15 protein-coding genes are annotated in these 11,316 nt (G+C 63.0%); 6 read left to right on the forward strand and 9 right to left on the reverse strand.

What is annotated here, in order from left to right:
* Nucleotides 1-621, reverse strand: a 621-nt coding sequence (locus VMS96_04605) for a GAF domain-containing protein (protein ID HVP42685.1), incomplete at its 3' end; no start/stop codon positions are given.
* Nucleotides 622-812: 191 nt separating this feature from the next.
* Between VMS96_04605 and VMS96_04610 the strand changes: the two genes are divergently transcribed.
* Together VMS96_04610 and VMS96_04615 are read left to right on the forward strand one after the other, a co-directional pair.
* Nucleotides 813-1,151, forward strand: a complete 339-nt coding sequence (locus VMS96_04610) for an STAS domain-containing protein (protein ID HVP42686.1) — start codon at nucleotides 813-815, stop codon at nucleotides 1,149-1,151.
* Nucleotides 1,117-1,869, forward strand: coding sequence for an HAD family hydrolase (locus VMS96_04615; protein ID HVP42687.1), 753 nt, complete (start codon nucleotides 1,117-1,119; stop codon nucleotides 1,867-1,869). Before VMS96_04610 ends, VMS96_04615 begins: the two co-directional genes overlap by 35 nt.
* A gap of 28 nt (nucleotides 1,870-1,897) precedes the next feature.
* On the opposite strand, the gene VMS96_04620 is transcribed toward VMS96_04615, so the two are convergent.
* A complete protein-coding gene (locus VMS96_04620; protein HVP42688.1) occupies nucleotides 1,898-3,070 on the reverse strand; it encodes an alpha/beta fold hydrolase in 1,173 nt (390 codons plus the stop codon).
* Between the two features lie 135 nt (nucleotides 3,071-3,205).
* On the opposite strand from VMS96_04620, the gene miaB reads away from it, so the two are divergent.
* Genes miaB through VMS96_04635 form a run of 3 tightly spaced genes read left to right on the forward strand, consistent with a single transcriptional unit; the run spans nucleotide 3,206 to nucleotide 5,381 of the window.
* Entirely contained in the window at nucleotides 3,206-4,531 is a 1,326-nt protein-coding gene (gene miaB, locus VMS96_04625; GenBank protein HVP42689.1) for a tRNA (N6-isopentenyl adenosine(37)-C2)-methylthiotransferase MiaB, read from the forward strand.
* 18 nt (nucleotides 4,532-4,549) lie between these two features.
* Nucleotides 4,550-5,038, forward strand: coding sequence for a bifunctional nuclease family protein (locus VMS96_04630; protein ID HVP42690.1), 489 nt, complete (start codon nucleotides 4,550-4,552; stop codon nucleotides 5,036-5,038).
* A 31-nt stretch (nucleotides 5,039-5,069) separates the two neighbouring features.
* Nucleotides 5,070-5,381, forward strand: a complete 312-nt coding sequence (locus VMS96_04635) for a hypothetical protein (GenBank protein ID HVP42691.1) — start codon at nucleotides 5,070-5,072, stop codon at nucleotides 5,379-5,381.
* A 136-nt stretch (nucleotides 5,382-5,517) separates the two neighbouring features.
* On the opposite strand, the gene VMS96_04640 is transcribed toward VMS96_04635, so the two are convergent.
* Together VMS96_04640 and truB are read right to left on the reverse strand one after the other, a co-directional pair.
* A complete protein-coding gene (locus VMS96_04640; GenBank protein ID HVP42692.1) occupies nucleotides 5,518-6,156 on the reverse strand; it encodes a hypothetical protein in 639 nt (212 codons plus the stop codon).
* 311 nt (nucleotides 6,157-6,467) lie between these two features.
* Nucleotides 6,468-7,370 (reverse strand): tRNA pseudouridine(55) synthase TruB, encoded by a 903-nt coding sequence (gene truB / locus VMS96_04645; protein ID HVP42693.1) that lies wholly within the window; start codon nucleotides 7,368-7,370, stop codon nucleotides 6,468-6,470.
* An 81-nt stretch (nucleotides 7,371-7,451) separates the two neighbouring features.
* Between truB and VMS96_04650 the strand changes: the two genes are divergently transcribed.
* Nucleotides 7,452-8,147, forward strand: coding sequence for a rhomboid family intramembrane serine protease (locus VMS96_04650; protein ID HVP42694.1), 696 nt, complete (start codon nucleotides 7,452-7,454; stop codon nucleotides 8,145-8,147).
* Nucleotides 8,148-8,150: 3 nt separating this feature from the next.
* Here the strand turns inward: VMS96_04650 and VMS96_04655 are convergent, their stop codons facing one another.
* The 5 genes from VMS96_04655 to VMS96_04675 form a co-directional block, all read right to left on the reverse strand.
* Nucleotides 8,151-8,702, reverse strand: a complete 552-nt coding sequence (locus VMS96_04655) for a hypothetical protein (GenBank protein HVP42695.1) — start codon at nucleotides 8,700-8,702, stop codon at nucleotides 8,151-8,153.
* Nucleotides 8,703-8,820: 118 nt separating this feature from the next.
* A complete protein-coding gene (locus VMS96_04660; GenBank protein HVP42696.1) occupies nucleotides 8,821-9,540 on the reverse strand; it encodes an SDR family NAD(P)-dependent oxidoreductase in 720 nt (239 codons plus the stop codon).
* A complete protein-coding gene (gene folE, locus VMS96_04665; GenBank protein ID HVP42697.1) occupies nucleotides 9,540-10,142 on the reverse strand; it encodes a GTP cyclohydrolase I FolE in 603 nt (200 codons plus the stop codon). The genes VMS96_04660 and folE overlap by 1 nt, the downstream gene beginning before the upstream one ends.
* 14 nt (nucleotides 10,143-10,156) lie before the next feature.
* The gene (locus VMS96_04670) at nucleotides 10,157-10,579 is read right to left on the reverse strand and encodes a 6-carboxytetrahydropterin synthase (protein ID HVP42698.1); all 423 of its coding nucleotides are present in this window, start codon (nucleotides 10,577-10,579) and stop codon (nucleotides 10,157-10,159) included.
* Nucleotides 10,576-11,058: a 6-carboxytetrahydropterin synthase gene (locus tag VMS96_04675; GenBank protein ID HVP42699.1), complete on the reverse strand. Its 483-nt coding sequence runs from the start codon at nucleotides 11,056-11,058 to the stop codon at nucleotides 10,576-10,578. The genes VMS96_04670 and VMS96_04675 overlap by 4 nt, the downstream gene beginning before the upstream one ends.
* Between the last annotated feature and the right edge of the window lie 258 nt (nucleotides 11,059-11,316).

An 11,316-nucleotide genomic window follows, 5' to 3' on the forward strand; every position in this document is an offset into this window, starting at 1 on the left:
CATCACCTCGTGGAACTTCGAGGCGATCATCTTCATCAGGTCGTCCATCTCGAGATTGGAGTTGAAGACCTTCTCCAGGTCGTACATCTGGGTGATGCGGGTGATGGACTCGAGTTGAGAGTTGCGCTCGTTCTCGTAGGCCGAGCCGGCCGACAGCCCTAGCGCGGCAAGCTTGGCGAACTCCGCCAGGTCCTCCAAAGCGGACTGCGCGATCGGCTGCTGGAACGACAGGATCTCCACCCCCCCCACCAGGGTGTCGTCCACGAAGAAGGGAACACCGGCCAGCGAGGCCAGCGTACGACGCACGTTCAGGTGCGCGTAATCCTCGCGCCGCAGGTCCGGGCCGGTGAAAACCACGGCCCCTTGCTTGGCCCGCATCGAGCCTAGGGTGCCAAAGTCGGCAGCGATCAACGGTTCCAGGAAAGCGACCTCGCCTTCGGTCGCCTTCGCCTCCCAGCCCGCGTCCTCGTGGAACAGGTAAACGACCACCGCGCAATCGCCGAAGAACCCCGCCAACTGCTGCGCGATCAGGTGCGCGCGCGGCGTGACTTCGCTCGACGACAACAGGGCCGCTGCCAGTTCAGGGTAGGAGACGGCGAATCGCGGTCGCTGAGTCGCCATGCGAGCAATTCCTCCTCGGAACCGTGGAGATCAAGATCTATTTTGGGAGAGTCTGAGTACTTGCAAAATTGCCGGGCTTCTCTTAACTTGTCCGCGCACTATAACAACGGGTGCCTCGGGTGTCAACGCGCAGATGCGCGTGAAACCGCGTGGAATGTGCGATTGGCGCATTTCGGAACGGGGGAACGACCTTGGATATCGACGTTCGCAAGTATTCCAACGTGCAGGTCATCCGGCTGCGGGGCGACCTGAAGATCGGCGAGGCGGTGGACGAGTTCCGCCGCACCGTCGAAGACCTGCTGGCCGGCGGTGACTCCCGCCTAGTGGTCAGCATCGGCGACGTTCCCATGATCGACTCCAGCGGCATCGGGGTGCTGGTGCGGTCGCTGACCACCGCCAAGCAAAAGGGCGGCTCCCTGAAGCTGGTGAATCCCTCCAAGCTGGCCCTGCAGACACTGAAGATCGTCGGGCTGCTCAGCCTGTTCGAAGTCTTCGATGACGACGCGGCGGCGGTCGAGTCCTACGGCTAGCCGGCGGCCCCTGATCCGGGTCGCCATCTTCGACCTGGACGACACTCTCTACGACTGCCTCCAACAGCGGGTCCGCGCCGCCCATCGCTTCGCCGCCGAGGCCATGGCGCGGGCGGGTGTCCCGGCCTCCCCGCAACGCATCTTCCGCCTGCGCATGAAGGGGTATCGCATCGATCCCCAGCTGAGCCACGTGGACCGGTTCGTCTGCGAGCAGCTCGGGGTGAAAGACATTCAGGGAATCAGCCGCCTGGCGCGGGAGGCTTTCTTCTCGTGTCCGGTGGGCAAGCTCAGGCTCTTCCGCGGCTCGCGCCGGGTGCTGCGCGAGCTGCATCGCTGCGGCGTCCGCGCCTTCGTGGTCAGCTACGGGGATCCCGAGATCCAGCGCGCCAAGGCTGCGGCCCTCGGGCTGGACCGCGAGCCGGCCATCGAGCGCATCTTCTACGCCGACCGCGACCAGATCGTCACCAAGGACACGGCCTTCCAGGAGATTGTGAGCATTACGGGAGCCGCGCCCGAGAACGTGCTGGTGGTCGGCGACCGCTGCTCCGGCGAGATACGCGCCGGCAACCTGCTCGGCATGCACACCGTGCGCATCCTGGGCGGCGAGTTCGCCAGGCTCAGCCCCAAGAGCAGGGAAGAGCGCCCCGGCTTCCAGATCAGCAAGATCAGCGAAGTCCTGGATCTCCCCTTCCGCTTCGGGGCGATCCCAACGAAGTAGCCCGCGCGCCCGCACGCAGGCCGCTTGCTCACTGCTTCTTGGCCGCCGGTTCCAGCTTCTTGATCTTCACCTCGGCGCTTTGCCGCACTAGGTCCTTGAATTCCTTGTTGCCCCTGTCTGCGGGCAGCAGCGCGAGGCATTTCTTCGCCGCTTCCAGCGCCTTATCGATCTGCCCGTCGTTGGCGTAGGCGTCGGACAGAGTGTCGTAGGTGTTGGCGGAGTTCGGATAGGCCTCGGTGTTCAGTTTGGCTAATTCGACCGCCTCCTTGGTCTCGATGGACTGTATGCGGGCATAGACCGCCAGGTTGAGCGCGCTCTCGGGGAAGAGGTAGGCCTGCGGGTCCTTTTTCCGCGCCCGGTGATAGATCTCGACGGCCTTCGCCGCTCCGCCCGGCGACCCCAGGGCCGCCCAGAAGTCGGCCGCTGCCGAATGCTTCACCCTGACCGGGGCGTTGGCGTCGGCCGGCGACTTGACCAGTGTGTCCGCGTACCACGCTACGATCGCCTTCGGAAGCTCCGGGTGGGGGACAAAGATCTCGGTCCCGTGCTTGCCCTCGGCGAAGCCCATGAACTGGTTGCGCGGGTTTCCCGATATCTCAGTGATCCACTTCATGGCGCGGGGCGCGTCGGAATCGTACTGGTCGTCGGCCGCGGCGGCGGCGAAGACCGGCAGCCAGGGATTCTGTTGCAGGAACCGGATACCGTCCGCATTGGTCGGTCCGGCCAGCAGCACCAGGGACTTCACTTCCGGATGCTTGCTCGCCAGCTGTACTGCATTCTGGACCCCGCAACTGCCGCCGGCGGCGCCCATGCGCGTCCTGTCCACGCCCGGCTGCGACAGCAGGTACGCATACGCGGTCTCAATGTCAGCCGGCCAATGTTGCCGCACTTCCGCCAGTTTTTGCTGGTCGGCATCCTTCGGCAGAGCGCCGCTCTCTCCAAATCCGCGGTAATCCAAGGCGAGAGCGTTGATGCCGGCCGCCGCGAGCTGCGGCGCCAGCGGCGCCCACGACTTGCGGTCGGTGTTGCACATATGCAACAGGATCACTCCCGGGCCGGGCTTGGCCGCGGCGTAGTAGGTGGCCCGCAGCTTGAAGCCGTCAGGCGCGGTGATGTCCACATCGCGCGCCGCCGGCGGATCGGAAGCAAGTGCCAGAAGCGGTGTCAGGAACAGGACTGCAAGCAGCGTGCGTCGGAGCAAGAGACACCTCCACAGGAGATTGGACGGCCTCGGCTCCCGGTGGTGAGCCGAGAGTGGCACATTATCGCGCCCGGCGCGGCGTTTGGCGAGTGAGGTCCGAACAGCCGCGCTTCCCCGCGATATACTGGATGAGGGATGGCTGCCAGCAACGCCAAGACGTTCTACCTCGAGACCTTCGGCTGCCAGATGAACTTCCACGACTCGGAGAAGGTCATCGGCACCCTGATGAGCCAGGGCTACCGCCAGGTCGAGGCCGAAGAAGAAGCCGACCTCATCCTCTACAACACCTGTTCCATCCGCGACAAGGCGGAGCAGAAGGTCTTCCACCGCTTGGCTGACTTCCGCTCGCTGCAGCAGCAGGGCAAGCGCTTCGGCGTGCTGGGCTGCGTGGCCCAGCAGGAAGGCGAGAAGATCTTCGCTCGAGCCCCCCACGTGTCGCTGGTCTGCGGCTCGGCCTCCTACCGCCACCTTCCCGAGATGCTGGTGGAGATCGAGGAAGGGAAGTCACGGGTCACCGGACTCGACGACCGCCAGACGGACGAGACCTTTGAGACCGAGTTCACCGCCCGCAGCAACCCGCACCGCGGATACATCACCATCATCGAAGGTTGCGACAAGTTCTGCGCCTACTGCGTGGTGCCTTTCACGCGCGGCAAGGAACGCAGCCGCACCTCGGAGTCGGTGCTGGCCGAGGCACGGCAGATGGCCGACCAGGGCTTCACCGAGATCCAGCTGCTCGGCCAGAACGTGAATTCCTATCGCGATCCGGCGGGGAAAAAGTCGTTTGCCGCTTTGCTGGCCGCGGTTGGGGAAGTCCCGGGCATCCGGCGGGTGCGCTTCACCACCTCACACCCGCGCGATTTCACGCCGGAGATCGTGCAGGCTATCGATAGCGTTCCCACACTGTGCGACCACGTGCACCTCCCGGTGCAAAGCGGGTCTTCTCGTGTCCTTCGGCTCATGGCACGGGAGTACACCCGGGAGGAGTACCTGGAGCGGATCGCCTGGATGCGCTCGGCCAAGCGGCCCATCAGCATCACGACTGACGTCATCGTCGGCTTCCCCGGGGAAACCGACGACGACTTCGAGCAGACCATCAGCTTGCTGCACCTGGTCGGTTACGACGGCGCTTTCACCTTCAAGTATTCGCCCCGTCCCAACACGCCGGCGCTCTCGATGGCCGACAGCATCCCCGAAGCGGAGAAGGCGCAGCGCCTGGCGATTTTGAACGACCGGCAGCGCGAGATCCAGAAGGAACGCTACCAGAAGCACCTGGGCGAGACCCTTGAAGTGATGGTTGAAGGTAAGAATGCCCGGGGCCAGGTGGTGGGGCGCACCTCGCAGAACAAGCCGCTGAATTTCACTCACCAGCAACTCATCGATCCGGCGGCGGGAGCCTACGTGCGGGTGCGCGTGACTCAAACTTTTCCCAACAGCCTTGTCGGCGAGATGTTAGGCTAGGCCCCATAGGAAGGCGCGATGGCCGAAGTCGAAATGAAAATCCGCGGGCTCATGATGGATCCCGTGACCAATATGCCCATCGTCATCCTGAAGGACGTCTCCGGGGACGCCGTGCTGCCCATCTGGGTGGGCATCTACGAGGCCAATGCCATCGCCCTGGAGATCGAGAAGGTCACGACCCCGCGCCCGATGACCCACGACCTGATCAAGAACCTGCTGACCGGGCTGGACGCGCGGGTGCACAAGATCGTGGTCAACGACCTGCGCGAGGACACGTTCTTCGCCGTCATCTGGATGGAGCAGAACGGCAAGGTCATCAGCGTGGATTCGCGGCCTTCCGACGCCCTCGCCTTGGCGCTGCGCCTCGATTGCCCCATCTTCGTGGAGGACCGGGTGCTCAAGACCTCGAAGCTCTCCAACGCGGTCTCCGACCGGGTGTCCAACGACGAGCTGCGCAAATGGCTGGAGAACCTGAACGACGAGGACTTAGGGCGATACAAAATGTAGTCGCAAGTCGCAGGTCTCAAAGTCGCAAGCCATGGACCCCGCGGAACAGCTCCGGCGCCTTTATCTGGCCGGTTTCAATCTAGAGACATTCGAACGATATCCCAACGCTGTGGGCGTCGTCCGCGACGGCGCCATCGCCTTGCTGGCGGTCACGGCTGCAGGGCTGAGCATGGTGGGAACACCAGGCTGGCGGATGGGCGAGGTGATGGGAGTGCTGGTGGAGAAGGACGGGCGCCAGGTCTTTCAGGCCAAGGGGGAGGTCCAGGAGGCCACCCCGGAGCGCCTGGAGACCCTAAGACAGTTCAGGGAAGAGCTGGAGGAATTGCTCAAACCTCAGGAATAAGGGCGCCGGAGCCGCGTGTTCGCTGGGCCGTTTCATAGTTTACATAATATCTGTTATCGGACATTCGACCAGTCATTCTGACTAAACAAAAGTGCCTGTCACTAGACCTCTTCCCTCAGTGGATGGCGATGGCACCTTATCGAGGTTTCAGGAGGCCTGGGTTCTCATGGAATCCTGCCGGAATCTCGAACGTATTGGGGTCGAGACGAGAATCGGTAATCGATTCCACGACGCGTTCACTGATCATTGTCTTACCCGCACCGTATTTGTCGCCTATCCACTTGATCGTATGGCGCACCTGAACGGCTAAGCCTATTGGAACCGGGCCAACATGATGCACGTCTGCCAGTTCGGGATAAGTCACGACCAATGCTCCGCCAAGCTCTCCGGGCAAGGCGGTCATGCTGGGACACTCAACCTGTTGATGCTCGACGTACCATGCATCAACCGTCTCGGTCCCGCCGGTCCCGTTGTTTGTCGGGCGCTCGACCGTGGTGACGAAGCGCCTGGCCGTAAGTCCGAGAATCGCCTTCCGCTCGCCTGTATCCACTGTGCGACTCTCGATGCGAACTGCATCGGCCGGATGCTTGCTGATGTAATCTCGCAAGTCCGCGTCAGTCCACAGACGCGGTAGTTTCAAGGCGCGATATTGACGGGTGGTTGGATCGCTTATCAATCCCGTTCGAGTCGCACAATTGTTGATCCTCGTCCAGGTCACCTTGCCAGCAGCATCAACGGAATCGATCCGGCGCATCGTCGAATGCACGTAGTACACGCTCCGAACGACTATTGGATTCTCTACGCCAGGCGCCGAAGGAATCAGTGTCATTGTGTGACGCATTCTGACCGTTGAGTCTGTCTGGGCGAACAGAGGAGCTGCCACGATCAGCAGAAATACGACGGGCGAACGGAAAATTGAGAACATGGGATCAAGAGTACTTCCATACGGAGGCCTAGCAAAGTGCCCACTTCACATGCCCTGAACGGCTTCGGTAGTCTGCCGCGCTATATCTAGCGGAACCTGCGATGGCTGAAACGGGACGGAAGGAAGTTCGGCGGTTCTACCAATACTGCTCGTCAACCCGCTCATGGGCTGGGTACTGGGTCCTGGCTCCCTGCTAGGACGACCTTGGGATGGAAGAGCGTGCCGGCGATGCGGGTGGCAATGGCAATCAGCTCCGACTGCCCGACGAAGACCTTCACGAACCTGGCCTTCGACATCTCGGGCAGGTTGACCGCGATGCCGTGGCGGACTTTGGCTGCGAGGTCGTCGGCGACGGTGACGCAGGGAAAAGCCGGCAGCACCCGCCGCGGATGGACGAATTCCCTTTCGGGGTCCCCTGCCTGCGCGGCCGCTTCTAGTTGCTCAAGGCTCCGGGCGTCTTCCACGCCGAATTCCCCGGAGGCGGTGCGCCGCAGGCTGGCCAGGTGGCCGCCGATTCCCAGTGTCCTGCCCAGCTCGTGAGCGATGGAGCGAAGGTAGGTTCCTGATGACACGCGGGAGCGGAACCGGGCACGGTCTCCCGACAGCGACAGAATCTCCAGTTCCCGTACCTCCACCTCGACCGGCTGAAGCTCGACCTCTTTCTTCTTCCGAGCCAGCTTGTAGGCGGGCACACCGCCGATCTTCTTTGCCGAAAAAGGAGGCGGCATCTGCCTGATCCTGCCGACAAAGCCGCTGGCAGCATCCCGGACCTGCTCAAGCGACAGGTCGGCCTGCCTTGCTTCCCCGACCGGCTCGCCTTCGGCGTCATAGGTGTCGGTGGCCAAGCCGAACCGGAACTCGCCCTCATAGGACTTCTCCGCGTGGCTGTAGAACTGGGCTAGGCGGGTCATCCGGCCGAGAAGCAGCGGAAGCACACCTGTAGCCATGGGGTCCAGTGTCCCCAGATGTCCCACGGAGCGCTCGTGGAGCAGGCGGCGGACGCGCGCGACCACGTCATGCGAGGTCATGCCTGCGGCCTTGTCGATGACCAAGACACCGTTCATGGCTTTCTGCTATCGTGAGGTCCAAGCGCGCAATGAGTCAACCATGAACGCCGCCAGCTCCGGTTCCGGGGCTCCCGACCGATGATCCCGATTCGCGACGACACTCCGCGCACCACCACGCCGTACGTCACTTACTTCCTGGTGGGCCTGAACCTGCTGATCTTCCTGTTCGAGGTGGCGCTCGATCCGCGGAGCCGTACTGGCTTCATCTTCACCTTCGGCACCATCCCGGTCCGCTTTCTGCAGCTGATCCGGCCCCATCCGCTGGCGGCCATGGTGCCGGTGGTCACCTCGATGTTCCTGCACGCCTCCTGGCTGCACGTGATCTTCAACATGTGGGGGCTGTGGATCTTCGGTGACAACGTCGAAGACCATCTCGGTCATGTCCGCTACCTGCTGTTCTACCTGCTGACCGGCTTCGCCGCCGCCGGCCTGCACATCCTCTTCAATAGCACTTCGCAGGTGCCGAGCGTGGGCGCCAGCGGAGCCATCGCGGGGGTGATGGGAGCCTACTTCCTGTTGTACCCCTCAGCCCGGGTACTGACGCTGATCCCCTTCTTCTTCCTCTATTTCACCTGGCTGCCGGCGTGGCTGGTCCTGGGCTATTGGTTCGTGGTCCAGTTCCTGAGCGGGGCCGCCACTTCCATCACCTACTCCCACCAGACCGGGGGCGGGGTGGCCTTCTGGGCGCACGTGGGCGGATTTGTGGCCGGCTTGGCGCTGATCAAACTGTTTCCTGCCCGGGCGCCACGATATCGCTACACCGAATGGTCGTAAACGTCAGTTCGGGCCGGAAGCGGTGGCGGCGGTCATCCGCCGTTTGAGCTTCTCCCGCAGCTCGATGGGCGCTGAAGCGTTGCAGGCCACCAGGAACCACAGCGGACGGCCCGGATCGGCAGCCAGCTCCTCCAGGGTCTGGACACTGGCGTTGGGATGACGCGCGACGTTCTCCTGGATGGCGTCGTAGGGATGCCCGGCGAGCTTCTCCAGGGTCCGCGCCGAAGTGTTAGGGTGCTCGGCAATGGTGCGCAGCAGGAGGTAATCGTCGGCCGGGGCGCCCTCCGCCAGCAGTGCCAGGTCCTGAGACGTGGCCTGGGGGCTGCGCGCCATCTCCAGCTTGTGGTCCCAATCGCGGTTGATGGCGTTCAGTTCGCGGGTGCGGAGCTCGATGAGCTCTTGCAGGATGTTCTTCTCGCGGTCGAGCTGGTCGGTCCGCAGCACGAACTTCTGGATGGAGTCGAGCACCGCTTTCAGGTGCTGCCGCTCACCGTAGATGATCTGGGTGGTGCGCTTGATGGGATTGAACTCGCGCGGGTAATCGGATCGGCGCATGACGGCCCTCCCGGGGGAGAGCGCCATTCTAGCGCGGAATCTCCATGATTTCGATTTCGGATTTCAGATTGTAGATCTAAGATTGCTGATTGTTGACGTGGTTGTCCAGAATCCCGACTTACAAGGCTCCGCCGGTGGGGGCGATCACCAGCTCTTCGACCGTGGCGTTCTCCGGCAGGAGGATGGCGTTCACCACTGCCCCGGCAACGCTCGCCGGCGACATCATGCGCGAACGGGGGGCGTCGGGCCAGAACTGCTTCCAGATCTCGGTATCGGTGGCGCCAGGCATGAGGGCAATGACGCGGATGCCCCTGGGGCGGAGTTCCGCGCGCAAGGTGATGCTGAAACCCATCAGGCCGTGCTTGGAAGCAACATAGGCGGCCATACCCGGAAACCCGCCCTTTGCAGCCACGGAGAGATTGTTGACGATAGTGCTGCCTCGCCGCATGAGGGGCAGCGCGGCCTGGGTGCAGAGGAACGTTCCGGTGAGGTTGGTGTCGAGCGTGGTGCGCCACTCCTCCAATGACATCTCGTCCACGTTCTGCTCGGGCCCCGCATACCCGGCGTTGTTCACCAGCACATCGATGCCTTTGAATTCCCGCTTGGCCGCGGAAAAGAGACTCCGTACGGACCTCGGGTCGCGCACGTCGCAGGCTTCGGCCAGCACGCGTGTTCCATGGCTTTCCAGGCGCTTTGCGGCCGACTTGAGCTGCGCAACGCTGCGGGCGGTCAGGAGCACATCGAAACCGGCCCGTGCCATAGCATCCGCGATGGCCAGTCCGATTCCCCGGCCGGCGCCGGTGATAATGCCGACCTTCCGCTCAGGACTTCCAGGCATCAGCTGCCATTCATGCCCTTGGCGCGGATGAGGGCGAGGAATTCCTGGCGGGTCTCCTGCTCATCGCGGAAGACGCCCAGCATGGAGGAGGTGACGGCGGCGGAGTGCTGTTTCTCGACGCCCCGCATCATCATGCACAGGTGGCGGGCCTCGATGACCACGCCCACGCCCTGCGGCTGGATGGCGCCCTGGATCGCTTCCGCGATCTGTACCGTCAGGCGCTCCTGCACCTGGAGGCGGCGGGCGAAGACGTCGATCAGCCGCGGGATCTTGCTCAGGCCGATCACCTTGCCGTTGGGGATGTAGGCGACGTGCACCTTGCCGAAGAAGGGCAGCAGGTGGTGCTCGCACAGGCTGAACATCTCGATGTCCTTGACGATGACCATCTCGTCGTAGCTGACATCGAAGAGAGCGCCCTTCAGCATCTTCTCCGGGTCTTCCTGGTAGCCCTTGGTGAGGTACTGCATGGCCTTGACCATGCGCGGTGGGGTGTCGAGCAGGCCGTCGCGCTGCGGATCCTCGCCCAGGCGCACCAACAGCTCGCGCATCAGCTCCTCAAAGCTGGCGCTGGTCAAGCTCACGGGTTCGGCCGATCTCTTCATCAGGTCTCCCTTGCTCATCGCGTGATGTTGGCGTCGCCGGCGTACTCGAACGAATTCTGTGTGGTCTCTTCCAGGCGGACTCTCTCCAACTCGGCGGCGGCGAAACCACCCTTGAGGATGCCGTAGATCTCGATGCACAGGTTCTCGGTGGTCGGGACCACGTCGCGGAACCGGGGCAGCACGTTGAGGTGCTCGTGCCCGAACGTCTCCAGGATGTTCTGCTCGACGTACCGATCCAGTTCGACCAGGTTGCAGACCATGCCGGTGGCGGCATCCACCGGGCCGGCTACCGTTACCTCCAGAGCGTAATTATGCCCGTGGCCGTGCGGGTTGTTGCACTTGCCGTAGGTGCGCCGGTTCTCGTCGGCGGACATGGCGTCGCTGTGCAACCGGTGCGACGCCGAGAACCAATACCGCCTTGTGAGGTGCGCCTTCATTTTTCTCCGTAGAAATCCACGAACAGATCCGCGGTCTCGTACACGCGGACGCGGTGCAGTTCGGCCACCTTCAGTTTCGTCTTCAGGCGGTTCCAGATCGCGATCGCCAGGTTCTCGGTCGTGGGAATGGTGTGAAAAAATTCCGGCACTTCCTTGTTGAGAAAGCGGTGGTCGAGAGCATCGAGCACTTCCCTGCTGAGGACCTCCTTCAGCTCCTTCAGGTCCACGACGAACCCGGAGCGCGGGTCCACCGGCCCGCGCACCGTCACTTCCAGGGTGTAGTTATGCCCGTGGCCGTGCGGGTTATTGCACTTGCCGAAGATGCGGCGGTTCTCCTCCGGAGTGAAGTCCGGGTTGTGATAGTAGTGCGAGGCGGAAAACTCGGCCTTGCGGGTCAGATAGACGACCGTGCGTCGCGCGCGTTCGTCGCCGGCGGCGCGCTCGGTCTCGCGTTCGACGACTGCGGATGGCTTGGACAATACGCCCGTCCTTTCCATGGGATCGGTTTGCGCCACTTGTAATAGAAGCGCGAACGCAACAAAAGATACGAAAAGATCGGCAGCCCCAAGGGCGCCAGGAGATCGGCTGGAAACCCAAAATGGGCGCGGCGTACGCGCTTCAGGACGCGCAGCCAGCATAAAGCGGCGAAGCCCACCACCGCCACTACGAACTCGCGATTGCATAGCAAGCCCGACCGGACAGAGACGGCGCAATCGTTGCCCTCAACGATCGTCCCA

The organism is Terriglobales bacterium (assembly GCA_035543055.1).
GTDB lineage: Bacteria > Acidobacteriota > Terriglobia > Terriglobales > Acidobacteriaceae > JAIQFD01.